This window comes from Tyzzerella sp. An114 (genome assembly GCF_002161055.1).
GTDB lineage: Bacteria > Bacillota > Clostridia > Lachnospirales > Anaerotignaceae > Fimicola > Fimicola cottocaccae.
The window spans coordinates 1-24,808 of the sequence record NZ_NFLT01000006.1 but is presented as its reverse complement, the minus strand read 5'-3'; the positions used below and the strand labels follow the sequence as shown (position 1 = coordinate 24,808).

Genomic DNA, 24,808 nt, shown 5'->3' with positions numbered 1-24,808 from the left:
ATAAATTATGTCAAATTTTAGGTGGAGATAATGCATTAACATCTTTATCTCCATATTTCTCGTCATATTTTTTATCTACGTGTTCACAGAAGAAAAGTTTGATTGATGCAAAAACAGGAACTCCAAGGAACATTCCTAAAGGTCCTAAAATAGCACCACCTATTGTTATTGAAAGTATAATCCATATAGGATTTATGCCAACAGTTTGACCAAGTATTTTTGGTCCAAGTATTATACCATCAAACTGTTGAAGTATAAGTATAAATATGGCAACCCATAAAGCTTTTGAAGGCATTGTTAAAAGCACAATAAATACTGCTGGTATACCGCCTATAAAAGGTCCAAAATAAGGTATCATGTTTGTTATACCTACAATAACACTTATAAGTATAATAAAAGGTGTATTGAGTATATTTAGACCTATAAAACAAAGTATACCTATTATTGTTGAGTCTATTGTTTTTCCAACTATGAAATTTTTAAAAATATCATCAACTCTTCTAATATTGTATATAAGTGATGTTACTTTTGTCTCTTTAAAGAAAGCATATATTATTTTCTTTAAGTATGCTATAAAATTTTCTTTTCCTGCAAGCAAATAAAAACTTATAACTATACCAAGAATTATGTTTATAAATCTTGAAGCTATGTTGAATGTACCGCTTACAAGGAATGTAAGTGTACCATTAAAATATTTTGAAACCATCAAAGGAATGTTTTCCATTGATTTTGCAATAGGTTCAAATATTTTATTTAAAACTTCCATAACATCTTTAGAGTCTATAAAACTTATTTGGTCAAAGAATGTATAAACATTCTTTTCCAGTGATGACACATTTTGAGGTAGTGTATTTATAAAGTTTGATACATTAAGCATTATTTCCGGTATAAAGTAATTCATTATAAGGAAAATACAACCTAATACAATAACATATGTTATAAAAATTGATGTATTTCTCAATATACGCTTGCTTTCTATGATTTTTTCAAGTTTTTTTTCTATAAATCCAACGAGAGGATTTACAAGATATGCTATACAAAAACCATATATAAACGGAGAAATGATTTTTTGTGCGTTCTTTAAAAATGCAACTATTGAAACAAGAACGCCTGAAAGATTATCTACTGTTTTTGCTAATATAATAAGAAGACTTATCACTATAAAAACATAGATTGAGATTTTCAAATATTTTTTGTCGAAAGAAAATTTTTTAAGTATAAATATCACCCCTTAAATCAAATTTTGTTTTTTACTTAAACATAATACTATGAAAAATAAAATAATTCTATATTTTTGTACTAAAATATTGATGTTATTTTATACAGAATTATGTTAATATAGTAGTGTACTCTTTAATTATTAAAATCTTCTTAAGATTGTTTTACATAACATCATATAACATTGAAGTTTGAATTTTTTAACAATATAATCAAATCAATAAAATAGAAGATTTTTATACGGAGGGAGTTTTTTTAATGAATGACGAAACAGTAAAAAATTTTGCGGAAGATTTTTTAAATATAGAAAAAGAAACAAGTAAGATTATAATAGGTCAGAAAGATATAATAAGAAATGTACTTATAGCCATAGTTGGGGGAGGTAATGTTCTTTTAGAAGGTCTCCCTGGTCTTGGAAAAACTCAGCTTGTAAAAGCTCTTGGAAAAACTCTTGGACTTGAGTTTTCAAGAATACAGTTTACTCCAGACCTTATGCCTGCTGACGTTACAGGAACAAATATTGTAACGAAAGATAAAGAAGGCAACAGTTCTTTTGAATTTAAAGAAGGCCCTATATTTTCAAATATAGTTCTTGCCGATGAGATAAACAGGGCAACTCCAAAAACTCAAAGTGCCCTTCTTGAGGCTATGCAGGAAAAAACTGTTACAGTTGGAACAAAAACATTTATTTTGCCAGAACCGTTTTTTGTTCTTGCAACTCAAAACCCTGTTGAACAGGAAGGTACATATCCACTTCCTGAAGCTCAGATGGATAGATTTATGTTTAAACTTAATGTTGAATATCCTTCAAGAGATGAGCTTTTAAAAATAGTTACTCTCACAACAGGTTCAAATAAAGAGGATATAAATATTTCTGCTGGCAAAGAAAAAATAATTGAGATGAGAAAAATAGCAATGGAGGTTCCTGTGGCATCTTCTGTTTATGATTATATAATAGATTTTGTTATGAAATGCCACCCAGAAGTTGAAAATGCACCAGATATTGTTAAAAAATATGTTCGTTATGGTTCAAGTCCTAGAGGTGCTCAGGCAATAGTTACAGCTTCTAGAATACAAGCTCTTATTAATGGCAGATACAATGTGTCCTATGAAGATGTAAACAGTGTTATAAAGCCAGCTTTAAGACATAGATTGTATCTTAATTTTGAGGCTATTGCTGATGGTGTAAGTGCTGATGATATTATTGATAATATAGCACAAGAGGGTATGTAATATGGGAGAGCTTAAAAAAAGTATTACAAAGGATTTTTTATCATCTCTTGAGGGCATAAGTATGTTTATTGCAAGTAAAATGAGCAGTACAGCTTTAAGTGGTATGAGAAAATCAAGAGCAAAGGGAAGCTCTTTGGAATTTTCAGATTTTAGAGAGTACATACCGGGAGATGATATAAGAAGACTTGACTGGAATAGCTATGCTCGTTTTGATAGATTGTTTATGAGGATATTTGCAGAGGAAAAACAAGCAGATATAAACATTTTTGTTGATATAAGCAATTCAATGAGTGATGAATTTCAAAAATCTATTTTCAGTAGACAAATTGCTCTTGCAATAGCATTTATCGCCCTTAAAAATACAGATAAAGTAAATATATTTGCCTTCGGTAATGGTATATTAAAAAAGAAACTTGGTCTTTCTTCCGCATCAAGATTTTATGAGGCTGTTGACTTTCTTGATAATATTGAAAATGAAGGTACAACAGCAGTTGTAAAATCAATGAAAGAAGCCTTTTCAGATATAAAAGGAAAAGGTGTTTCGTACATCATTTCGGACTTTTTCTCTGATGACGGGTATGCAGAGGGTCTTGGATTTCTGCTATACAAAAAACAGGATGTATCCTGTATACAGACGCTTTCAAAATTTGACAAAGAACCTGATATTTATGGAAACATAAGACTTGTTGACAGTGAAGGAACTAATGAAGATATAGATATATTTGTAAACCCTTCTATAATTGAAAATTATAAAAAAGAATTTTTAAATTTTCAAAACCAGCTTGGAGAGTTTTGTAGAAAAAAAGGTATAAAATTTATTTCTGTGGATAACAGTGAACAGGTATCTGAAATTGTATTGAAGGCTCTGTAAATCTTATAAAAAAAGGCGGTATTATTATGCTGAAAGGTGATATAAGAGATGTAATAATGAAGTTTATACTGATTGTTTTTGGTATATTCTTCGGATTTGCTTTTTTCTATATATATGAACTTTATCCAGAAAAAAGAGGTGCTTTATATGCTTTTATTATATTGCTTCTTCTTCTGGCAGTTCTTGTTGTAGAAAGAATAAGATACAGAGTTAAATATGAGCAAAAAATAAAAAATATCACACAAAACATAAAAAATGCTACTGCATATGGAAGTATAAAGTATGACAAAAAGGAGAAAGAACCTTTTATTGATGCTCTTTATAAGTCTGTTGAGGAGCTTAGAAAGAAACTTAAGAGAAAAAATAGAATACTTCAGGCTGTTTTGGACCTTGTTAATACATTGGCTGTAAATATAGAAATTGAAAGTCTTGTTGATGTGGTATTGTCAAGACTTATAGAAGAAACAAACAGTAACTGGGGAGTATTCTATATATATAATGCAAATACTGAAAAATTAGAGCTTAAAAAATCAATAGGTCTTTCAAAAAATATTTATAAAGAATTTGACATTGAAATGGGTGAAGGTTTTCTTGGAAATGCTGCTGTTTCAAAAAAGGTAAAAGTATATACAGATATACCGGAAGATACAGTTTTTGAGAACCGTACATTTATGGGCAAAATAGCTCCAAGAAATATTATGACTGTACCTGTAATTCATGAAGGTTCAATTAAAGCCATACTTTCTTTTGGTTCAATGTATGATTACAATGAAGAACAGATTGAGCTTGTAAAGATACTTAGAAATTATCTGGGATATGCTTTAAATAACTGTATAGCCTATGAGAGAACTCAAAGAATGGCAAATGAACTTCAGTTCCAAAATCAGCTTATACAGAATATGAATGATGAGCTTGAAAAGAAGGTAAGTGACAGAACAGAATTTCTTAATACTATAATAAATTGTATTGAGGAATATTCTATTATATCTGTTGATAAAGACGGATATATAACAATATGGAATAAAGGTGCAGAAAATACAAATGGTTATAAAGCTTTTGAGGTTATAGGAAAACATATATCATCACTTTATAGTATGAGTGATGAGGAGGCAGACAGAATTTGGCGTTATTATGAGACTGCAAAGGCTGAAGGAAGTTATTCTTCAAGAGGTTGGCAGTTTAAAAAAGACGGTACAAGATATTTTGCAGATACAACAATAACACCTGTTTATGATAATTCTGGAGAACTTCAAGGTTTTACAAGCATATCAAAAGATATTACAGATATGGAACTTTTAAAACAAAATCTTATAACTGTAAAATCATACAATGAAAAACTTATGGAAAACAGTACAAGAGCTCTTGTACTTACAGACAGAAACGGTATAATATTAAATGCAAATAAGCTGTCTAAAAATATTATTGCGGCTGAAGGTGCAGAAGTTGAAGGAAAAGGAATATTTGAATTTTTTGTTGATGGTGACTTTATAGAGAAGAATATAAAAAGAATATCTTCCACTGGTGGAAAAGGTGAACTTGTAAGCCAGTTACTCTATAAACATAATGGAATAGAAAATGTTAAACTTTTTGTTGCAGCATCATCAACAGAGCTTGAAAGCACAGGTGTAATTATATATATAACCGTTGTTGGAGAGAATAACATAAAAAATAGTTAAAAATAAAAGTCAGACATCAAATTGATGTCTGACTTTTTACATTTTACATAAAATCATGCTTACATCATCATTTGTATATTTTGCATCTTCATCAAAATTATACATATGTTTTAATATTGTGGAAAGAATTTCTTCTGAAGACTCATCTTTCATTGATGTTATTATTTGCTGCATATCCATAAGAAATTCATCAGGTGCATCTTTGTAAAAAGAGTCTGAAAGACCGTCTGTATAGAATAAAAGCATATCTTTAAAATTGTAAGGAAATATTTTTTGAGAATATGTCATATTATCTATCATTCCCAAAGGTGTACCGCTTATATCTATTTCTTCCATTGTAAGAGTATTATTTTCTTTTTCATTTGTTATAAATATTGGTAAAGCATGACCAGCATTACTACAAGTAATAATTCTGTTTTTAGTATCTATATAAGCAATAAAAGCACAAGTATAAACACTTACATCACTATCACTAAATATGCTACAAAATTCATTATTCATATTTTCAAGAAGAAGATTTGTAGGCATTTTTTCGCTTATATATTTTTTAAACATAATCTTTATCATTGATGTCAAAAGAGCAGCTGATATTCCATGACCGGAAACATCCGCCATAAATACACATACAATAGAGTCATTTATTTTATAAACTTCGTAATAGTCTCCCCCTATATCTAGAGCTGGCATATATCTACTGTGAAAGTTTATATTATTAATTGAACCATTATATTCTGTAACAAGAGCTTGTTGAACCTGTCTAGCCATTTTAAGCTGAAGTTCCAACTGAAGATTTTTTTCTTTAACAGCACGATATTGACTTTCAAGTTCTTCATTTAAATCTATAAGTCTAAAAAGACCTTTTACTTTTGTCATTAGAGTGCTTCTGTCAAAGGGTTTTACCATATATTCATCTGCACCCATATAAAAAGCACGGTTTCTTGTTTCACGACTGTCTATTGTTGTTACAGCAAGTATTATTATGTCTTTTGTTTTAGGGTCGTTTTTTAAAGTCTTGCATATATCGTAACCGCTTATATCAGGCATATTAAGCTCAAGTATTATTATATGGGGACTCAGGAGTCTTGCTTTTTTTAAAGCAGAACTTCCAGTACTGGCAGTAATCACTTCATAACCACTGTCAACAAAGTAGGCACTCATAAGTTTTAAATTTTGCTCAATGTTGTCTACAATAAGAATTTTTTTCATTTAATCCTCACCTTTTTTGTAAATTTAACTACATTTCCCATATCATTGAAGGTGAGGGTGTCTATAAGAGCGGCAACAAGAGAAATTCCTCTACCATTTTCATCAAGAGAAAATTCTTCATTATCCTTTAATATTAATTCTTCATAGTTATAACCTTTTCCTTCGTCAGAGATTACAGTTTTTATTATATTTTCAGGCTGTATTTCTATGTATATACTGACTTTTTTTGTTATATCTTGATTATTGCCATGAATAACAGCATTTATAATAAGTTCGTTTAGCACAAGTTTCAAATCGAAAAAATCTTCCCTAGATAAATTATTAATATTGCTGTCTACAAAAGTCAAAGCTTCATCAACAGCTATTTTTACATTAGGGAGTGAGCTTTTGAAACTCTTTTCCATACTTTTTATAGCCATATTTTCACCTGCCTGACAAAAGTTGATATTAAAACAACAGAAAAATAAATATTATTATTTATTTTTTTTCATGGAGATTTTGAATTTTCCGTTTTCTGTTTTGATTTCAACTTCATCCATAAGAGTCTGTATCATTTTCATACCAAGTTCGTCTTCATCAACAGTATTAACAACATTATCATTTGTATTTGAAGTAAGATTTATAAGTATACCTTCTTTAGATATAAAAAATTCAAGATGGAAGTTTATTTCTCCAGCTTTCAAACACTGTGATATTGTAAATATACATGCTTCAGATACGGCAGCTTTTATATCTTCTATATCGTCAATGTCAAAACCCATTCTGTTTGATATTGATGAGGCTGTAAGTCGTGCAGATGAAACGTATGCAGAATTAACAGGTAAAGTTAATTCTATTACTTCAGGTGCATTTGACAGATGTTTTTCTTGCATTATTTTTCACCTCATTTCATTACAAAAACTTTATCAAGATTTGTGATTTTGAACACTTTTTCAACATTAGGTTTTGTGTTCAGAATATACATATTACCACCGTAATGTTTTACTTTTTTTACAATTGCAACAAGAGCACCAAGACCTGTACTGTCAATATACTCAAGTTCTGTACAATCAATGTAAACATCACATGGGCGTTCTTGAATGATGTTTGAGAGATAGTCCTTTATATTTGAAGAATTATATATGTCTATTTCACCCTTCACAGATATTTCCCAACAGTTTTTTTCTGAATTATATTCCGGTTTTAACTGAAAATCCATAAATATATCAACCTCCTAAGTTGTAAATTTTATATATATAATATAGCATAATTTATGCCATAATTAAATATATTTTCTGAAAAAATATATCGTCAAAAAATCAGGATAAAATTTTTTGTGCAAAATTTATATTTTGTATATTATTGTGTGATGATATAATAGTATGAATTTTTGAAATACAGTTTACTAATGTTACAAAAGGTTATAACAGTGTTTATTGTATATAGTTATGGTATTAAAAAATTGTAATGTTTGTAAAAAATGTTCCTTTAAGTCCTTTAAAGACCTGTTGGATAAACTATGTAATTAGTCTTAATACTTGTAAAGAAGTAAGCTTATATGGTAAAATATAAAATTGATAAAAAATAATCTCCTAAAAGGTTAAGGTGTTTTTATGAAGATAGGTTATCTTGGCCCAGATGGAACTTTTTCCGAACAGGCCGCTTTAAATTATACATTAAAATTAGACAATGTAGAACTGGTAAAATTCCCCACAATAAGGGCTGTTCTTGATGCTGTTGAGAAAGGCTTTGTTGATGAAGGTGTTGTGCCTTTTGAAAATTCAATAGAAGGTGTTGTTACTACAACAATAGACGGTCTTATATTTGATGACAGCAAACTTTATATAAAAAGTGAGACAGTTATTAAAATAAGTCAAAATTTTCTTGTAAGAAAGGATTACAACGGAGAAAAACTTGAAAGGATAATATCCCACCCTCAAGGAATAGCTCAATGTGATAAATTTTTGAGAGAAAATTTTAAAGATACTCTCTGTGAAGCTGTAAGTTCCACAGCTGAGGCGGCAAGAATTGTATCTACAAGTGGAAATTTTATTGCCAGTATATCACCAAAACGTTCTGCTGATGTATATGGATTGAAAATTCTTCATGAAAATATACAAGATGATAATAACAATGCTACACGTTTTGTTGTTGTTACAAAAAAACCACCAAAGTCCCTTGAAGGTGAAAAGACAAGTATTGTTTTTACAACAAGCCATAGACCAGGAGAACTTTATAAAGTTCTTGATATTTTTGCAATATGGGATATAAATATGACAAAAATAGAGTCAAGACCAATGAAACATAAATTGGGTACATACTGTTTTTTTATAGACCTTGAAGCAGAAAACAAAGATGATATTAGAGATGCTTTAAAAATGGTTGAAAGAAAGACATCATTTTTTAGACTTCTTGGGTCTTATAATACCTGTATTTAATATGGGATATTAGATTTTTCGGAGGAAATATTTATGGTAAATAAAAAAGAAAAACAAGAGAATAAAAAAGCTGCTGAGATTGAAAATGATTATTCAGCTTTCATTCTTACAGCAGGTATTCTTTTAATTTGCCTGCTTGTTATTTCTCCAGTTCTCGGATGTGTAGTTGCAGTTGCTTCCACAGCCGTATTTTTTTCTGTTAAAACAATAAAAAATGCCCTCACAAAATCAAAAGAGGAAAAATATAGGCTTATTTCAAATAAAGTACTGCTTTCAGGGATAACTATACCAGAAAATATGCCCCTGCCTTATGCAATTATAAATAATGGAAAAAAAATTCTTGTTTATAATCAAGGTTTTAGGGATATTTTTAGAGATAGAGAAATTGGAGATGTTCCGATTACAGACTTTTTTTCGGACTATAAACTTTATATAAACAAGCAGACAGTTACTTTTAATGACAGATATTTTGAAGTATATACAGAAAAATGTAGAGTTTCCGATAATTCAAAAGCATCTGGTTCAAAAGATGTTTATGCTGTAACACTTGTTGAAGTTACTGAAAACAGAAAGCTTTTAAGAATAATTGAAGATATAAGGACTGTTGCAGGTCTCATATATATTGATAATTATGAGGAAGTTATAGAGTCTATTGATGAATCAAGAGTTCCTATATTGACAGCATTAATAGAAAAACGTCTCAATGATTTTGCAGCAAAAACAGGAGGCATAATTAAAAAATTTGAGAAAGATAGATTTGTTTTTATGCTTTCAAGAAAAAGTCTTGAAGAACTTAAAGAAAAGAAATTTGAAATATTAAATGAAATAAAAGAATTAAGGTCTGGAGAGCATATACCTGTAACATTAAGTATAGGAATAGGAATAAGTGACGATAGTTTAGATGATGCCATGAAAAATGCTAGGACAGCAATAGATTTGGCTTTAGGTAGAGGGGGAGACCAAGTTCTCATAAAAGAGGGAGAAAAATATCTCTTTTATGGTGGAAAAAGTGGTGAAATATCCCATAATGCCAGAATACGAGCTAGAGTTAAAGCTGATGCATTGAAAGAACTTATGGCAGATTCATCAAATATATATGTTATGGGACATAAAAATGGAGACCTTGACAGTTTAGGTTCATCAATAGGTATATATGCCATAGCAAGAGATGTGGGAAAAGATTGTCAAATAGTCATTGATAATGTTTCTGTTGGAATAAAAAGACTTTATCAGAGAATACAGGAAAAAAATAATTATGATGAAATGTTTGTCAGTGGGGCAGAAGCTTTAGAAAAAATTACAGATAAGACTCTTGTTGTTATAATGGATACCCACAGACAAAGTATGGTTGAAAATGTACAAGTTCTTGAAAAAGCAAAAAAAGTTGTAGTTTTTGACCACCATAGAAAAAGTACTGATTTTATAGAAAATGCTGTTTTAATATATCATGAGCCTTATGCATCATCAACAGCAGAGCTTGTTACAGAAATGATACAGTATATAGGTGTAAAGCTTAAAAATCTTGAAGCTGATGCACTTCTTTCTGGAATTACTGTTGATACTAAAAATTTTGCTGTCAAAACAGGTGCAATAACATTTGAAGCAGCAGCATTTTTGAGAAGAAATGGGGCTGACAGTGTCAGAGTTAGACTTCTTTTTCAAAATGACCTTGATGCTTATAAGGCAAAGGCTGTGGCAGTGAAAGATGCAGAAATATATCATGACAGCATAGCCATTTCAGTATGTCCATCTAATGTTGAAAATTCAATGCTTACAGCAGCACAGGCAGCAGATGACCTTTTAAATATAACAGGAATAAAAGCCTCTGTTGTTTTGTGTGAACAAGGTGATATTGTTCATTTAAGTGCAAGAAGTTTTGGAGATATAAATGTTCAAGTTATAATGGAAAAACTTGGGGGTGGCGGTCATCTTGGAGTTGCCGGTGCCCAACTTAGGGACACTAATATAGAAAGTGCCCGATTACTTTTAAAAGAAAAAATAGATGAATACTTACAGGAGGAAATATAAACATGAAAGTTATATTATTACAGGATGTTAAAAGCGTAGGAAAAAAAGGTGAACTTGTAAATGTAAGTGAAGGATACGGAAACAACTTCCTTTTACCTAAAAAACTTGCTGTTGAAGCTACAAAAACAAATATAAATGACCTTGAGCTTAAAAAGAAAGCTGATGAAAAGAGAAAGAAAGAAGAATATGAGGAAGCTTTAGCCCTTGCTGAAAAAATAAATGAGCTTGAAGTAAAAGTTTCTGTTAAAACAGGAGATAATGGAAAAATTTTTGGTTCTGTAACAACAAAAGAAATAGGAGAAGCTCTTGAAAAACAGCATGGAATAAAAATTGATAAGAAAAAAATGGTTCTTGGTGAGTCTATTAAAATGGTTGGAACAAGAAATATAAAAGTTAAAATCCATCCAAAAGTTACAGCAGAAATGACTGTTAAAATTGTAGAGGCTTAATATAAATGAAAGTTATATTAAGGAGGCACTTTTAATGGACGAACCAGTAAAAAGCAGTCCCCAGTTTCAGAATGTACCTCCCCATGATACTGAGGCAGAACAGGCTGTTTTAAGTTCCATTTTTATGGACAAAGATGCAGCCTCTGTTGCTATGGAAAATCTTAGGGGAGACGATTTTTATAATATTGATTACAGAATAATATTTGAAGCCTCAGAGGAACTTTATCACAGTGGAATACCTATTGATGTTATAACTGTAAAAAATAAACTTGAAGAAAAAAATCTTTTTGAACAAGTAGGCGGTATTCAGGCTTTGGCAAATATTGCCTCAGCAGTAGGAAGCTCTGTAAATATAAGAAATTATGCAAAAATTGTTGAGGAAAAATCACTTTTACGCCGTCTTATAAAAATGAGTTCTGAAATATCAGCTTTGAGTTATAGTGCTTCAGAACCTGTTGAAAACATTATGGAAAAGGCTGAAAAAGGCATTTTTGATATAATGCAAAACAGGCACACAGATGAATTTCATCATATAAGAGAGGTTGCTGTATCATCTTTTGAGAAAATTGAAGAAGTCTATGTAAATCAAGGAAAACTTACAGGAGTGCCTACTGGATTTGTTGATTTTGACGCAAAAACAGCGGGTTTACAGAAATCAGACCTTATTCTTATAGCTGCAAGACCTTCTATGGGAAAAACAGCCTTTGTATTAAATATAGCTCAAAATGCAGCTATAAGACATAATATTCCTACGGCTATATTTTCTCTTGAAATGTCAAGGGAACAGCTTACAAACCGTATGTTATGTTCAGAGGCTATGATGGACGCCCAAAAACTCCGTACAGGAGACCTTACAGACGAGGATTGGGAAACACTTATATCAGCTATGGGACCTCTTTCAGATGCACCTATATATATAGATGATACTCCCGGAATTTCTCCTATGGATTTAAGGGCTAAATGTAGAAGACTTAAACTTGAAAAAGGTCTTGGTCTTATAATAATAGACTATCTTCAGCTTATGAGTGGAAATGGCAGAAATGACTCAAGACAACAGGAAATTTCAGATATATCAAGAGCATTGAAAGCTGTTGCAAGGGAGATGGAAGCTCCTGTTATAGCTCTTTCACAGCTTTCCCGTGCCTGTGAACAGCGTGCAGACCATAGACCTATGTTATCAGACCTTAGAGAGTCTGGAGCCATAGAACAGGACGCTGACGTTGTTGCTTTCCTTTATAGAGATGAATATTATTTCCCTGATACTGAAAAGAAAAATCAGGCTGAACTTATAATAGCTAAACAGAGAAACGGCCCTACGGGAACAGTTGAACTTGCTTGGCTTGGTCAATATACTAAATTTAGTAATATACTTAAAAAATACTAAAAAATATTTTTGGCAGTCCTTTATGGACTGCTTTTTTTGTGCAGAATTTATATAAGTCTATAATAGGTATTTTAATGTTTTTCAATGAAAGACAAAAATAATATAAATGTGTTTTGGTGATTGTATTGTACAAAATAATGTTCAAAAATTGGTTTAATATTATATTGACATATATTCCGTAGTGACATATAATTTAATTGTATTCGAGACAAGGACAATTATAATACAAATGTAGTTGCAGTAAAGACATATGTATAATTTATAAAGAATGGAGAGTTGCATTATGATTACACTTGATATGGTAAAAGAAGCGGCTGAAGTATTAAAAGATGTTGCAAGAACAACTCCTTTACTTGCATCACCTAAAACAAATCCAAAGGCTAATGTTTATATTAAATGCGAAAATATGCAGGTTACAGGCTCTTTCAAATTAAGAGGTGGATATTATAAAATCGCAAAACTTACAGATGAGGAAGCTGCAAAAGGTGTTATTGCTTGTTCTGCCGGAAATCATGCTCAGGGTGTTGCACTTGCAGCTCAGAAAAGAGGTATAAAAGCTACTATATGTATACCAGAGGGAGCTCCACTTTCAAAAGTTGAAGCTACAAGAAGCTATGGAGCAGATGTTGTTCTTTGTCCGGGAGTTTATGATGATGCTTATGCAACAGCAATGAAACTTCAAAAAGAACATGGATATACATTTATACACCCATTCAATGATGATTATGTAATGGCTGGTCAGGGAACAATAGCTCTTGAAGTTCTTGATAAACTTCCAGAAGCAGATGTTGTTTTTGTTCCTGTTGGTGGTGGCGGAATTATTTCCGGTATTGCTTATACAATAAAACAGCTTAAACCTGAATGTAAAGTATATGGTGTTCAGGCAGCAGGAGCACCTTCAATGTATAATTCATTGAGGGATGGAAAAATAGAAAAACTTGACACAGTTATGACAATGGCTGATGGTATAGCTGTAAAAGAGCCAGGAGATAAAACTTTTGAAATATGTAGCAAATATGTTGATGGTATAGTAACTGTTACAGAGTCTGAAATAGCAACAGCTATACTTTCACTTATAGAAAATCATAAACTCGTTGCTGAGGGAGCTGGAGCTGTTTCTGTTGCAGCAGCAATGTTTGACAAAGCTCAGATTGGCGGAAAGAATGTTGTGTGTATAGTATCAGGTGGTAACGTTGATGTTAACATACTTTCAAGAATAATTGATAAAGCACTTCACAAAACAGGACGTGTTACATCATTTACAGCAGATATTCCAGATAAACCAGGTCAGCTTAACAGCCTTCTTAGAGTTGTTGCAAAAGCAGGCGCAAACGTTATATCAATAAACCATGACCGTGTTGGTATAGACCTTAATATTGGAAGATGTCTTGTTGATCTTGTTGTAGAAACAAGAGACCATAATCACGCAGATGAACTTTTTGAGCTTTTACGTGAAAATGGATATGAGACAAAAAAACATTAATTTAATATAGTTTGTAATCCTTCGGGTAAAACCCGAAGGATTTTTTTGTTTGTTTAAAGTATATTTTTTATATCTAAAAGCGAATAATACTAAAAAGAGAAAAGGGAGTTTTTAGTGTGAAAAATATAAAAATGATTTTAATAGGACTTGCAACAGGACTTGCCAATGGACTTTTTGGCAGTGGTGGAGGAACAATAGCTGTACCTTTTATGGAAAAATTTTTGAATATAGATGCTCATAAATCCCATGGAACAGCCATAGCACTTATATTGCCTTTATCTGTAATATCAGCCTTTGTATATATATTTAATACCCAAATTCCTTTATGGGAAACAATTTTTATATCTATTGGAGGCATTTTGGGAGGATTTACAGGTGCAAAGATTATGCCCTGTATATCAGCTAAATTTCTTCATGTTATATTTGGAGGGTTTATGATATTTGCAGGAGTTAGAATGATATTATGATAAAATGTATCATTATAGGATTTTTTTCAGGAATAATAAGTGGTATGGGAATAGGTGGTGGAGCTTTGCTTATTCCGGCTGTTGTATTTTTCTGTAAAATGTCACAGCAACAAGGTCAATTTATAAATCTTTTATATTTTATACCAACAGCTCTTTCAGCTCTTTTTATGCATAATAGAAAAGGAAATATTGAAAAATCAATAATAAAACCCCTTGTTTTATATGGTATAGGTGGAGCTTTGATAGGTTCTTTTATCGCTTCATCAATAGACGAGTATATTTTAAGAAAAATTTTTGGGGTGTTTATAACCATTATGGGAGTAATTGAAATATTTAAAAAAGAGGAGAGATAGGTTTTGGATAAAAATGATTTTGAAAAATTGAAAGAAAAATTTATAAATTCTGATATTGATGAAAAAATTAAAATATATCTTGAAACTCCAAACCTAGACGGTGAACAATATAGGGAGCTTTTGGAACTTTATCCCTATGATAAAATAAATCTCCTTGAGGAGGCTATGATATAATATAATTAGGGACGGATTTTTTCCGTCCTTTTTATTACAAAATATTTACCTTTATATTAATTGTATTTGTTTTATGATATAATCAAAATGTATATTTATTTTTACGGAGGGTAATTTTATGAATTTTATTGAAAATATATATGTGGGGGAAGGCGTTGACGATTTGGAAACTGTCTATTATTCTCTAAAAAGAGGTATTCCTATATTTAATATATTTTGTATATGTATTAATGAAAATTCAAATAATACTTTTGATATTTTAAGTAGCAGAGAGCTTTTTACAGATAAAAATATCAAAAAAAATTATATAATTGCAGGAATTGCTCAGGGGAAAAAAGAAGCTTTAAGCCTTCTTACATATATGGTCAGGGACTCTGTAAATAAAGGTTTTAATGTTTGTGATATAAAAAGACTGTTAAAAGAAGGTGAGTTATAATTTGAAAACATTTATAAAATATTTACTTTCTTTTGTGATGTCTATTTCAATAATTTTTATAATGCTTATATCTTCTGTTCAGATTGCAGTCTATGGAGATATTGACGGATATTTTAAAAATGAATATACAAAATATAATGTACTTGATGAAGTGTCAATGACTATGGATGATATTATGTATGTTACCCATGAAATGATGGACTATCTTGATGGCAAAAGAGATGACCTTGTTGTAAATACAACAGTAAATGGCGTTGAGAGAGAATTTTTCAGCACAAGAGAGAAATTGCATATGGAAGATGTTAAAAATCTTTTTGTTGGCGGTAAAAATATACGTTTTATATGTATATTTATTGCAGTTATTTCAGGGCTTATACTCGTATTTATATGTAAGGAATATAAAAAAGTAATGGCAAAGGGGTTTTTATTTACATCAGCTTTTATAGCTGTCATTTCTGCTGTTGTTTCGCTTATTGTATCGACAAATTTTACAAAATATTTTGTAATATTTCATAATATATTTTTTAATAATGACCTTTGGCTTCTTGACCCAAAAGTCGACCTTCTTATAAATATAGTTCCGGAGCCTTTCTTTATTGATACAGCTTTGAGAATATTGATTTTATTTGGAATAATGGCAGTTATTGGAATTGCAATATCTGTAATAATACTTTTTATGGACAGTAGAAGGAGAATTGTATGAATATACTTTTAATTCTGCTTGGTCTTTTGAAAATAATTGGAATAATTATAGGTGTTATTATTGCTCTTATTTTACTTATTGTTCTTATAATACTTTTAACTCCAATAAAATATTATATTGAGCTTGAAAGATATGATAATATTAAAGGAAATGCGGAAGTTAAATGGCTTTTTGGGGCAGTTCGTTTTATAGTTTCAATTACAGATGATTTTGATTTTAAATATAGTTTTAGGATTTTTCATAAAAAATTTAACAGTGATGATGAAATAAAAGAAAATGAAAAAGTTTCAAAAACTGTTGAGACTATGGAGAAAAAAACTGAAGTAAAAAAAGAAACTGTAAAACAGGAATATAAAAAGACTGACAGTGAAAAACAAAATGAAAATATAAAACCAGAAAAAATTGAAAAACCAGAAAAGATTAGTGAAGATAAAAATACTAATACTGTTAAGAGAGTTAAAGTTTCTGATATTGAAAATAAAATTGAAAATACAGAGAAAGAGAATAAAAAACCAGTAAATACAGAAAAAGAAATTGAAAAAACAAAGCCTAAAAAATCTAAAAAAGTTAATAAACCGAAAGAGAAAAGTATATTTGAAAAGATTATGGATATACCTGACAAAAAAGAGATATTGAAAGCCTCTATAAAACTTATAAAAAGACTTTTTAAGGGTGTTCTTCCTAAAAATATATTTGTTGATATGGAAATAGGCTTGGGAGACCCTGCCATGACAGGCTATGTTATGGGGGCTTATGGTGCAGGTAAATCTTATTATGGAAAATCAGTAAATATAACACCTTACTTTGAAGGTTTTAAAATTCAAGGGATTTTTAAGGCTAAAGGAAGAATTATAATAGGAAAACTTATTTTTGATATTTTAAGATTTGTATTTACAAAACCTGTATTTAATCTTATTAAAAATATTTTGAAAGGGAATGTGATATAAAATGGCTAATGGATATAATGAATCAATAGAAACTATATTTGCAAAAATGGAGGAATTTATATCCTCTAAAACTGTTGTGGGAGAACCTATAACAATGGGAGATGTTACACTTTTACCTATTATAGAAGTTTCTGTGGGAGTTGCTGCGGGAGGTAAAAGTGAAAAAGAAGGAGCAGGAGGAATGGGAGCTAAAATAGTTCCAAGTGCAATACTTGTCATAACAAAAGATAATGTTAGACTTGTAAGTGTTAAAAATCAAGATGCAATAAATAGACTTATAGATATGGTTCCAGGAGCTGTATCAAAATTGAATTTTGCAGGAGCTTTTGGTAAAAATAAAGATAATACACCAAAAGAAGATGTTGATTTTGAAGAAAAGACAATAGTAGACTAAATAATTAAACTACTTAAACAAATTAAACTAATTAAATAAATATTTTTACGGTGGTGATAATATGGTTACCCTTATAGAATTTTTTGACAAAGATACACTTAAAAACATTCTTGCACCAATATCTCTAAAACCAGACAAAGTTGTGTTTATATATGACAATGGTTTAAAAGATATGAGTTATTTTCTGAGTTTAAAAAAATGTCTGAGTAATCATATACCGGATATAATACTTGAGAGAGTTCCTGTAAATGTCTCAAGTATAGATGATATATATTATAAAACTCTTGAGGTCATAGATAGAAATGAAAATTGTATAATAGAGTTTACAGGTGGAAGTGAGCTTATGATGATAGCCGGATATATGGCTGGAAGTCGTAGAGAAGCTAAACTTGTGTATACTGATATTATTCAAGGTAAAATAATAAATATCCATGATAAAAAAGATGTTTTTAAAACAGCAAGACTTACATTATCTGACTTTATAGATGCAAAGGGAGCTTGTTTTTTAGGTAATTCCCATGATGAACCTAATGAAAATGAGTTCAGAAAAATAATTGAAATGTGTAGGTATATATTTGATAATATAAATGAATGGAAAACGACCTGTTCATTTTTTCAGATAGCCGTTTCAAATATGATGCCTGATGAGCTTAATCTTAAAAGTAGGATTTCACTTTCATTTAAAAATGGTAAAAAAGTAAGTCCTAACAAAGATATGTTAAATAAATTTTTGAAACTTGGTTTTATAGAAGACCTTAATATGACAAAGGAAAATATAAGATTTAAGTTTGTCAAAAAGAGATATAAACAGTATATGATAGGTTTTGGCGTATGGCTTGAACTTTATGTATATATAAGTGCTAAAATGTCAGGGGTATTTGATGATGTGAGACTAGGCTCTGTTATAGATTGGAACGCCTATGACGGTATAAATATTGCAGGAAATGAAATTGATGTAATAATAATGGACAACTCTATGCCTGTGTTTATAAGTTGTAAACTTAGAGAAGCTGACACAGCCGCCTTAAATGAGCTTGTAATAGCGAGAAAACGCCTTGGCGGTTGGTTCTCAAAAAATATAATTGTTGCCTTTGGAAAGGATAAACAAAAAAATACAGGTACATACAAGAGGGCGAAAGAGCTTGGTATAGACCTTCTTGATATGAGAGATATAAAAAGCAGAGAATTTCCTCAAATACTTGTAGATACAATAAGAGGACAAGACCTTGTAAGTCTAAAATGGACAAAAGTATAAAAATTTTTAAAGGTGCTTATTTTTAGCACCTTTATATTTTGGAGATGATTATTTATGAAATTTTTAAAAAATATTTTAATTTCAGCTATATTTTCGGGCATAATTGGAACAACAGCTTTTGCAGGTACAGTTATAACAGCACCTATTGACAGTAGACCTGTTAGTAATGAGTATTTAAAAAATCTTGTTGAAATAAATGGAGATACACTCATTTATCCTCAAAGTAAAAATCTTGATATATTTAGTGGTGGAAAAAATGACCATTTTGCAAACAGTAATGAAATAAGAAAAGATATAAAAAGTTTTGTTGCTAAAAATAATAATAAAGATACCACAGTTATAATAAATTCATCTACATATTTTACAGGTGGACTTGTAGGTAGTAGAAACAGTAGCCAGTATAACGATATTGAAAAGGGCATTGATGAACTTTACAGTCTTATAAATACATATAAAAAGCCTTCTTATTATATAAATATAGCTATGCCTAGAAACCTTCCAGACTCAAGAGGTGGGGCTATATGGAGTGATGACGGTAAAAGTCTTTACGGTATAGGTCATTTTTATAATTATGATGATAAAAGTGAAGTTTTGGATTATATAAAAATAAACTATGATGTTGTTTCACCTTCTGAGTTTTTGCTTGAATGGGGATATGTTTATAATAAATCCTTTGAAAAGGGTGTTGAAAATATTTCTGATTGGGAGAGAGAATTTTTAAAATACTGTGATGAAATTTATTCAAAGGATGAATACAAACAGTATATGAATAATTATAAAAAGATTTTTAGTGAGACAGCAGAAATATTTAAAAGTATTATGAGATGGCAAAGAGCGGGACTTTTAACTGAAATAATAATAGGAAATGATGATTTACAGCTTCCAGACTTTATATATTATATGAATAATAATAGCGATAATAAAGATTGGATTGACACTGTAAATGGTAGTCCTGTAAAATACAGTTTTTCAAGACATTATATGAAATCAGACAATGACAGTATATATGCAAATATAGAAAAACAGTATGGAAAAAATGAGGCATTAAAGGCGGCAACAGGTACAAGTGACAATGTAAATATACTTTGTGGTATGGACGAGATACCACAGCTCATATATGCTTCTGATGTGGTTAAAAGAGAAAATAAATATACAGATATAAAACTTTATGGTGCTGATAATGTAAGCTCTGTTGATGATTATGATGTTAAAAATGCCATTGAAATATCAAAAATTTATACTAACTTTGTAATGAGAAAGGCAAATGAAAAGGGGGATACCCTTCATATTTTCATATACGATTATAAAACTCAAAATTCACCAGATAAAACAGTAAAAGAAATTGAAAGTCTTATTGATAAAAATGAAAATGTTGGACTTATTGAGCTTTTTGACTATTCACAGACAGAAATAGTTAATACTGTTTTTGATACACTTGTTAAAGATGGATATATACTTAATTTAAGCTGTTACAGTGGTTGGAATACAAATGCTAATGCTATTGGTCTTGGAATTGCTCAAGGTGAAGTTTACAGCCTTTCAGAACCTTCAAAAGAAAATATACTTTTAAACACAAATCTTCTTTTGAGACATATTTTTGAGGACGGAGTATATACAACAACAGGAAAAAGAGAGATTATAGCAGAACAATATGTTATAACTGAAAATGATATGGTTAAAAGTGAAAGACTTAAAAAAATATTTAATGATGAAGATATTTTAAGATATATGATAAATGATACTGTTTCAAAAGATGAATTTTCTGTTAAAATAAAAAATATAACATTAAAAGATTATAATTTCCCATGGAAAAGAAACTTTGAGTGTTATATAGATTTTAATATAGAGGAGGAAAAATAATGATAAATCATATTGTAATGTGGAAACTTAAAGATTTTGCAGAGGGTAGAACAAAGGATGAGAATATAGATCTTCTCATAAATGGTTATGAGGAACTTAAAAAACATATTCCTCAGATAAAAGATGCCTATATAAAGAAAAATATTGAGCCTAAAGATGGTAACTTTGATACAATACTTTTTACAAGATTTAATAATAAAGAGGAAATGGAAAGTTATCTTAATCACCCTGAACATAAAAAATATTCAGCTTTATGTAAAAAACTTCGTGAAGATAGAGCATCTGTTGATTTTGAGGATTAATAAAAAATAAAAAAGCCCTTTTTAGGGCTTTTTTAATACTCTTTTAAATCTTTGTTATTTCCTAAGAAATACATAAGTCTTAAAGTGGCGTATTCTGTTGTATAGTTTTTTGATGACAAAACTCCCGTTTTCATAGCTTTTACACCTACTTCGTAGGTTGACAAGTTTACACCGTCATATATACATTGAGTTGATATTACAACAGGTATATTATTTTTAATGGCTTTTTCTATAATAGGAATATAGTTTAAATTTTCTATATTTGGTATACCACCCATTCCATAGCCTTCAAGTACAATTCCTTTTATTCCTGAATTAATAATATTATCAATGTTTGATATATTATCAAAGGGTGTTATTCTGTGTACAAATATGTTTTTCTCCATTTTTATATTTAATGAAATAGGTTTATCTGATGAAACAGTGTACTTTTCATTAATAATAGCTTTCCCCTTTTCTATTTTTCCTGCATACTCTTTGTTTATGCTGTGAAAGGCGTCAAAATTTTCAGTATAAAGTTTCTTAGCACAGTCACCGCATATTATTTTACCATTAAACACTATAAATACACCTTTTATGTTTGATGTAGCCACTGTAAAGGCATCAGAAAGATTTTTAGGTGCGTCACTGTTTTCAACTTCAAGAGGAAGTTGTGAGCCTGTTATTATTACAGGTTTATTTATATTTTCTAACATAAGACTTAAAGCACCTGATGTGTAAGCCATTGTGTCAGTGCCGTGAGTTATTACAAAGCCGTCATATTTTTCTATATTATAAAAAACGGTTTCAGCTATTTTTTGCCAGTTTTCAATAGTTATATTTGTGCTGTCAACATTAAAAAGAGGAATACAATCAGGTGGAAAAACAAAATTTTTTTCTGATTTTATGTTTTTAAAAAAAGTTTCAGTTGATAGAGAAGGAGAGAGACCTTCTGATGTCTCTTTTGATGCTATTGTTCCTCCTGTTGTTATTAAAAGTATATTTTTCATAAATACTTACCCCCTGTTATGGTGGTCATGGAGAATACAAGTATCATGTATTACAGCTTCATAATCATAGTCTAAAAGTCTGTGATAGTATTTTCCAAGACTGTCAAAGGAGAAACAGTATCTAAATTCATCAATAGATTTATCTTTAAAGTGGAAAACATATTGAAATTCTGAATTGTCAACTTCCTCTTTTATATATTCCGGTGATATTTCTTTAAAAACATTTTCTATGTCATCAATAGTACATTCGCTGTTTTGGAGAGTTTTTACTAATTTTTTTAAAAATGTGTGGTCTTTGTAGCTTTCAGCTATTTTTAAAACTCCCTCATAGGAAACAGTTATTTTATATCTATCCTGTGATTTTTCAAATATTATTTCTCCCAAATATTCTTTTGAGTATTCTTTGAAATCATTTATCAAAGAGGGAATATTTTCTTTGTCTGTATTTAAAAGCCATGCAAGAAGACCTTTTTCATAAAATATAGTTACAGATTTTCCTTTGTCATAACCAAGTTTAACCATGCCTTCATAAATATAGTCATATATATTCTTTTTAAGGTGTTCAAAACCTTTTAGTTTGTCTGTCATAAAAAACACTTCCTTTCTCTGTATATTATATATTAATACTTATTTTTGTCCATTTTTATTTTTTAAAATAAAAAAAAGAGGATTTTTTAAAATCCTCTTTTTAATAATAATTATTTATTTTTTAAATAATTGTCAATTGACTCAGCAGCTTTCTTTCCTGCACCCATAGCAAGTATAACTGTTGCAGCACCTGTTACAGCGTCACCGCCGGCATAGATACCTTCACGAGTTGTCTGCATTGTTTCTTCGTTTACAACAAGACAGCCTTTTCTGTTTGTTTCAAGACCTTTTGTTGTACTTCTTATAAGTGGGTTTGGAGATGTTCCGATACTCATTACTACTGTGTCAACATCAATAACAAAGTTTGAACCTTCTTTTGCAACAGGTCTTCTTCTTCCAGATGCGTCAGGCTCTCCAAGTTCCATTTCGAGACATTCAATTCCGGCAACTTTTCCAGTTCCGTCATTAAGTATTTTTACAGGGTTTGTGAGAAGTTTAAACTGTATTCCTTCTTCTTTTGCGTGATGTATTTCTTCAAGACGAGCTGGCATTTCTTCTTCTGAACGTCTGTAAACAATGTATACATCAGCTCCAAGACGTTTTGCACATCTTGCAGCGTCCATAGCAACGTTACCACCACCAACTACTGCAACAGCTTTACTGTGTTTGATAGGTGTGTCATAGTTTTCTATGTATGCTTTCATAAGGTTAATTCTTGTAAGATATTCGTTAGCAGAGTAAACGCCAACAAGAGCTTCACCTTCAATTCCCATGAATGAAGGAAGTCCAGCACCAGAACCTATAAATACAGCTTCAAATCCCATATCATCAATAAGTTCATCAATAGAGAGAACTTTACCAATAACCATGTTTGTCATTACTTTAACACCCATAGCTGAAAGTTTGTCGATTTCTTTCTGAACGATTGTTTTTGGAAGTCTGAATTCAGGAATACCATAAACAAGAACACCACCAGCTGTGTGGAATGCTTCAAATATTGAAACATCATATCCAAGTTTTGCAAGGTCTCCAGCACAAGCAAGACCAGAAGGGCCAGAACCTACAATGGCAACTTTTTTGCCGTTTGATACAGGTTTTTCAATTTCATCTTTACCATTTTCCATGTACCAGTCAGCAACAAATCTTTCAAGACGACCGATAGCAACAGGTTCGCCTTTAATTCCTCTTACACATTTAGACTCACACTGGCTTTCCTGTGGACATACACGACCACAAACAGCAGGAAGAGCGTTTGTTGTTGTTATTACTTTGTATGCAGCTAAGAAGTCTCCCTTTGCAACTTCTGCTATAAATTCAGGTATTCTTACATTAACAGGACATCCGTTAACACATGGTTTGTGTTTACAGTTAAGACATCTTCCAGCTTCTTCAATAGCCATTTCTGCTGTATATCCTGTTGCAACTTCTTTAAAGTTTTTGTTTCTTATATCTGGAGCCTGTTCAGGCATTTTTACTTTCTCTAAACTCATGTTAGCCATTTTTTAATCCTCCCGATTATTATTTAATAAGCTCTTTTCCTAATTTCTCCATACGGCACATATGTGTCTCTGTTGTTTCTGCTTCACGTTCTCTATATATTGAGTTACGGTTCATAAGCTCGTCAAAATCTACAAGATGTCCGTCAAAGTCAGGTCCATCAACACAAGCAAATTTAATTTCTCCTCCTACTGTTACACGACAGCCACCGCACATTCCTGTACCGTCAACCATAATAGGGTTAAGGCTTACGATTGTTTTTATTCCGTAAGGTTTTGTTGTGAGACTTACAAATTTCATCATAGGAATAGGTCCTATTGCTATTACAGCATCATAATTGTTACCTGCTTCAATAAGTGATTTAAGTTTGTCTGTAACAAATCCTTTTTCACCATAAGAACCGTCATCTGTTGTTATGTAATAGTTTGTGCTAGCAGCTCTCATTTCGTCTTCAAGTATAACGATGTCTTTGTTTCTGAAACCAGCGATAACATCAACTTCAACTCCCATTTCATGGAGAGCTTTTGCCTGTGGGTAAGCGATAGCATTACCAACACCACCACCGATTACAGCAACTTTTTTAAAGTCTTCATAATCAGTAGGAACACCGAGAGGACCTACGAAGTCAGAAATATAATCTCCTTCGTTCATTTCTGCAAGCATTTTTGTTGAAAGCCCCACTTTCTGGAATATAATTGTTACTGTTCCTTTTTCTCTGTCATAATCAGCTATTGTGAGAGGAACTCTTTCACCTTTGTCATCAATACGGAAGATTATAAACTGTCCTGCTTTTGCTTTTTTTGCAATAAAAGGAGCCTCAATCTCCATAAGTGTAACTGCGTCATTAAGTTTTCTTTTAGTTACTATTTTAAACATTT

At 30.7% G+C, this 24,808-nt stretch carries 27 protein-coding genes; 18 read left to right on the top strand and 9 right to left on the bottom strand.

Features of this window, described 5'->3' with window-relative positions; translation table 11 throughout:
• Positions 1-10 precede the first annotated feature (10 nt).
• The gene (locus B5E58_RS07045) at positions 11-1,159 is read right to left on the bottom strand and encodes an AI-2E family transporter (RefSeq protein WP_158097692.1); all 1,149 of its coding nucleotides are present in this window, start codon (positions 1,157-1,159) and stop codon (positions 11-13) included.
• A 317-nt stretch (positions 1,160-1,476) separates the two neighbouring features.
• Here B5E58_RS07045 and B5E58_RS07040 point away from each other — a divergent pair, with 317 nt between their 5' ends.
• The 3 genes from B5E58_RS07040 to B5E58_RS07030 are packed head-to-tail and all read left to right on the top strand — an operon-like array spanning position 1,477 to position 4,998.
• Positions 1,477-2,451, top strand: a complete 975-nt coding sequence (locus B5E58_RS07040) for an AAA family ATPase (protein ID WP_088108989.1) — start codon at positions 1,477-1,479, stop codon at positions 2,449-2,451.
• 1 nt (position 2,452) lies between these two features.
• The gene (locus B5E58_RS07035; protein WP_088108988.1) at positions 2,453-3,322 is read left to right on the top strand and encodes a DUF58 domain-containing protein; all 870 of its coding nucleotides are present in this window, start codon (positions 2,453-2,455) and stop codon (positions 3,320-3,322) included.
• A 26-nt stretch (positions 3,323-3,348) separates the two neighbouring features.
• Complete coding sequence (locus B5E58_RS07030) at positions 3,349-4,998, top strand: PAS domain S-box protein (protein WP_088108987.1); 1,650 nt, start codon at positions 3,349-3,351, stop codon at positions 4,996-4,998.
• Between the two features lie 36 nt (positions 4,999-5,034).
• Here B5E58_RS07030 and B5E58_RS07025 read toward each other — a convergent pair whose 3' ends face one another.
• From B5E58_RS07025 to B5E58_RS07010, 4 genes are read right to left on the bottom strand one after another with little or no spacing between them, the layout of a single operon-like run.
• Positions 5,035-6,204, bottom strand: a complete 1,170-nt coding sequence (locus B5E58_RS07025) for a fused response regulator/phosphatase (RefSeq protein ID WP_088108986.1) — start codon at positions 6,202-6,204, stop codon at positions 5,035-5,037.
• Positions 6,201-6,623 carry an ATP-binding protein gene (locus B5E58_RS07020; RefSeq protein WP_088108985.1) on the bottom strand — a complete coding sequence of 141 codons (423 nt, stop codon included), beginning with the start codon at positions 6,621-6,623 and terminating at the stop codon, positions 6,201-6,203. The genes B5E58_RS07025 and B5E58_RS07020 overlap by 4 nt, the downstream gene beginning before the upstream one ends.
• 54 nt (positions 6,624-6,677) lie before the next feature.
• Positions 6,678-7,076 (bottom strand): ATP-binding protein, encoded by a 399-nt coding sequence (locus B5E58_RS07015; protein WP_088108984.1) that lies wholly within the window; start codon positions 7,074-7,076, stop codon positions 6,678-6,680.
• Positions 7,077-7,087: 11 nt separating this feature from the next.
• On the bottom strand, positions 7,088-7,402 hold the full coding sequence (locus tag B5E58_RS07010) for an STAS domain-containing protein (RefSeq protein ID WP_088108983.1): 315 nt from the start codon (positions 7,400-7,402) through the stop codon (positions 7,088-7,090).
• A gap of 394 nt (positions 7,403-7,796) precedes the next feature.
• Between B5E58_RS07010 and pheA the strand changes: the two genes are divergently transcribed.
• From pheA to B5E58_RS06935, 15 genes are all read left to right on the top strand, one after another.
• The gene (pheA, locus tag B5E58_RS07005; protein WP_088108982.1) at positions 7,797-8,621 is read left to right on the top strand and encodes a prephenate dehydratase; all 825 of its coding nucleotides are present in this window, start codon (positions 7,797-7,799) and stop codon (positions 8,619-8,621) included.
• Between the two features lie 33 nt (positions 8,622-8,654).
• On the top strand, positions 8,655-10,649 hold the full coding sequence (locus tag B5E58_RS07000; RefSeq protein WP_088108981.1) for a DHH family phosphoesterase: 1,995 nt from the start codon (positions 8,655-8,657) through the stop codon (positions 10,647-10,649).
• 2 nt (positions 10,650-10,651) lie between these two features.
• On the top strand, positions 10,652-11,098 hold the full coding sequence (rplI, locus tag B5E58_RS06995) for a 50S ribosomal protein L9 (protein ID WP_088108980.1): 447 nt from the start codon (positions 10,652-10,654) through the stop codon (positions 11,096-11,098).
• A 34-nt stretch (positions 11,099-11,132) separates the two neighbouring features.
• Positions 11,133-12,482, top strand: a complete 1,350-nt coding sequence (gene dnaB / locus B5E58_RS06990) for a replicative DNA helicase (protein WP_088108979.1) — start codon at positions 11,133-11,135, stop codon at positions 12,480-12,482.
• Positions 12,483-12,765: 283 nt separating this feature from the next.
• Entirely contained in the window at positions 12,766-13,965 is a 1,200-nt protein-coding gene (gene ilvA, locus B5E58_RS06985) for a threonine ammonia-lyase (RefSeq protein WP_088108978.1), read from the top strand.
• A 116-nt stretch (positions 13,966-14,081) separates the two neighbouring features.
• Positions 14,082-14,432 carry a sulfite exporter TauE/SafE family protein gene (locus tag B5E58_RS06980; protein ID WP_242956622.1) on the top strand — a complete coding sequence of 117 codons (351 nt, stop codon included), beginning with the start codon at positions 14,082-14,084 and terminating at the stop codon, positions 14,430-14,432.
• Positions 14,429-14,785, top strand: coding sequence for a sulfite exporter TauE/SafE family protein (locus B5E58_RS06975; RefSeq protein WP_206608560.1), 357 nt, complete (start codon positions 14,429-14,431; stop codon positions 14,783-14,785). The genes B5E58_RS06980 and B5E58_RS06975 overlap by 4 nt, the downstream gene beginning before the upstream one ends.
• 3 nt (positions 14,786-14,788) lie before the next feature.
• Complete coding sequence (locus B5E58_RS13650) at positions 14,789-14,959, top strand: hypothetical protein (protein WP_088108977.1); 171 nt, start codon at positions 14,789-14,791, stop codon at positions 14,957-14,959.
• A 118-nt stretch (positions 14,960-15,077) separates the two neighbouring features.
• Entirely contained in the window at positions 15,078-15,395 is a 318-nt protein-coding gene (locus B5E58_RS06965) for a hypothetical protein (RefSeq protein WP_088108976.1), read from the top strand.
• Position 15,396: 1 nt separating this feature from the next.
• On the top strand, positions 15,397-16,098 hold the full coding sequence (locus B5E58_RS06960; RefSeq protein WP_242956621.1) for a TIGR01906 family membrane protein: 702 nt from the start codon (positions 15,397-15,399) through the stop codon (positions 16,096-16,098).
• Positions 16,095-17,045 carry a hypothetical protein gene (locus tag B5E58_RS13350; protein ID WP_143597243.1) on the top strand — a complete coding sequence of 317 codons (951 nt, stop codon included), beginning with the start codon at positions 16,095-16,097 and terminating at the stop codon, positions 17,043-17,045. Before B5E58_RS06960 ends, B5E58_RS13350 begins: the two co-directional genes overlap by 4 nt.
• Before the next feature lies 1 nt (position 17,046).
• A complete protein-coding gene (locus B5E58_RS06950; RefSeq protein WP_088108974.1) occupies positions 17,047-17,439 on the top strand; it encodes a GerW family sporulation protein in 393 nt (130 codons plus the stop codon).
• A 61-nt stretch (positions 17,440-17,500) separates the two neighbouring features.
• Positions 17,501-18,694: a Card1-like endonuclease domain-containing protein gene (locus B5E58_RS06945; protein ID WP_088108973.1), complete on the top strand. Its 1,194-nt coding sequence runs from the start codon at positions 17,501-17,503 to the stop codon at positions 18,692-18,694.
• A 54-nt stretch (positions 18,695-18,748) separates the two neighbouring features.
• The gene (locus B5E58_RS06940; protein ID WP_088108972.1) at positions 18,749-20,554 is read left to right on the top strand and encodes a DUF4127 family protein; all 1,806 of its coding nucleotides are present in this window, start codon (positions 18,749-18,751) and stop codon (positions 20,552-20,554) included.
• Complete coding sequence (locus tag B5E58_RS06935; RefSeq protein ID WP_088108971.1) at positions 20,554-20,856, top strand: Dabb family protein; 303 nt, start codon at positions 20,554-20,556, stop codon at positions 20,854-20,856. Before B5E58_RS06940 ends, B5E58_RS06935 begins: the two co-directional genes overlap by 1 nt.
• A 32-nt stretch (positions 20,857-20,888) precedes the next feature.
• Here the strand turns inward: B5E58_RS06935 and B5E58_RS06930 are convergent, their stop codons facing one another.
• The 4 genes from B5E58_RS06930 to B5E58_RS06915 all read right to left on the bottom strand — a co-directional run.
• Positions 20,889-21,845 carry an asparaginase gene (locus B5E58_RS06930; RefSeq protein WP_088108970.1) on the bottom strand — a complete coding sequence of 319 codons (957 nt, stop codon included), beginning with the start codon at positions 21,843-21,845 and terminating at the stop codon, positions 20,889-20,891.
• Positions 21,846-21,851: 6 nt separating this feature from the next.
• Positions 21,852-22,433 carry a DUF3877 family protein gene (locus tag B5E58_RS06925; protein WP_088108969.1) on the bottom strand — a complete coding sequence of 194 codons (582 nt, stop codon included), beginning with the start codon at positions 22,431-22,433 and terminating at the stop codon, positions 21,852-21,854.
• A gap of 110 nt (positions 22,434-22,543) precedes the next feature.
• Positions 22,544-23,932 (bottom strand): NADPH-dependent glutamate synthase, encoded by a 1,389-nt coding sequence (gene gltA / locus B5E58_RS06920; RefSeq protein WP_088108968.1) that lies wholly within the window; start codon positions 23,930-23,932, stop codon positions 22,544-22,546.
• Positions 23,933-23,951: 19 nt separating this feature from the next.
• Positions 23,952-24,808: sulfide/dihydroorotate dehydrogenase-like FAD/NAD-binding protein (locus B5E58_RS06915; RefSeq protein WP_088108967.1), on the bottom strand; the 857-nt coding region annotated here is incomplete at its 5' end.

Coding starts and splice junctions, on each gene's coding strand:
- B5E58_RS06925 (WP_088108969.1), bottom strand. CDS start 22,433: ATGACAGACAAACTAAAAGGTTTTGAACACCTTAAAAAGAATATATAT.
- rplI (WP_088108980.1), top strand. CDS start 10,652: ATGAAAGTTATATTATTACAGGATGTTAAAAGCGTAGGAAAAAAAGGT.
- dnaB (WP_088108979.1), top strand. CDS start 11,133: ATGGACGAACCAGTAAAAAGCAGTCCCCAGTTTCAGAATGTACCTCCC.
- pheA (WP_088108982.1), top strand. CDS start 7,797: ATGAAGATAGGTTATCTTGGCCCAGATGGAACTTTTTCCGAACAGGCC.
- B5E58_RS06975 (WP_206608560.1), top strand. CDS start 14,429: ATGATAAAATGTATCATTATAGGATTTTTTTCAGGAATAATAAGTGGT.
- B5E58_RS06965 (WP_088108976.1), top strand. CDS start 15,078: ATGAATTTTATTGAAAATATATATGTGGGGGAAGGCGTTGACGATTTG.
- B5E58_RS07020 (WP_088108985.1), bottom strand. CDS start 6,623: ATGGCTATAAAAAGTATGGAAAAGAGTTTCAAAAGCTCACTCCCTAAT.
- B5E58_RS07010 (WP_088108983.1), bottom strand. CDS start 7,402: ATGGATTTTCAGTTAAAACCGGAATATAATTCAGAAAAAAACTGTTGG.
- B5E58_RS07015 (WP_088108984.1), bottom strand. CDS start 7,076: ATGCAAGAAAAACATCTGTCAAATGCACCTGAAGTAATAGAATTAACT.
- B5E58_RS07025 (WP_088108986.1), bottom strand. CDS start 6,204: ATGAAAAAAATTCTTATTGTAGACAACATTGAGCAAAATTTAAAACTT.
- gltA (WP_088108968.1), bottom strand. CDS start 23,932: ATGGCTAACATGAGTTTAGAGAAAGTAAAAATGCCTGAACAGGCTCCA.
- B5E58_RS07030 (WP_088108987.1), top strand. CDS start 3,349: ATGCTGAAAGGTGATATAAGAGATGTAATAATGAAGTTTATACTGATT.
- B5E58_RS07040 (WP_088108989.1), top strand. CDS start 1,477: ATGAATGACGAAACAGTAAAAAATTTTGCGGAAGATTTTTTAAATATA.
- B5E58_RS06935 (WP_088108971.1), top strand. CDS start 20,554: ATGATAAATCATATTGTAATGTGGAAACTTAAAGATTTTGCAGAGGGT.
- B5E58_RS06930 (WP_088108970.1), bottom strand. CDS start 21,845: ATGAAAAATATACTTTTAATAACAACAGGAGGAACAATAGCATCAAAA.
- B5E58_RS07000 (WP_088108981.1), top strand. CDS start 8,655: ATGGTAAATAAAAAAGAAAAACAAGAGAATAAAAAAGCTGCTGAGATT.
- B5E58_RS07035 (WP_088108988.1), top strand. CDS start 2,453: ATGGGAGAGCTTAAAAAAAGTATTACAAAGGATTTTTTATCATCTCTT.
- B5E58_RS13350 (WP_143597243.1), top strand. CDS start 16,095: ATGAATATACTTTTAATTCTGCTTGGTCTTTTGAAAATAATTGGAATA.
- B5E58_RS06940 (WP_088108972.1), top strand. CDS start 18,749: ATGAAATTTTTAAAAAATATTTTAATTTCAGCTATATTTTCGGGCATA.
- ilvA (WP_088108978.1), top strand. CDS start 12,766: ATGATTACACTTGATATGGTAAAAGAAGCGGCTGAAGTATTAAAAGAT.
- B5E58_RS06950 (WP_088108974.1), top strand. CDS start 17,047: ATGGCTAATGGATATAATGAATCAATAGAAACTATATTTGCAAAAATG.
- B5E58_RS06945 (WP_088108973.1), top strand. CDS start 17,501: ATGGTTACCCTTATAGAATTTTTTGACAAAGATACACTTAAAAACATT.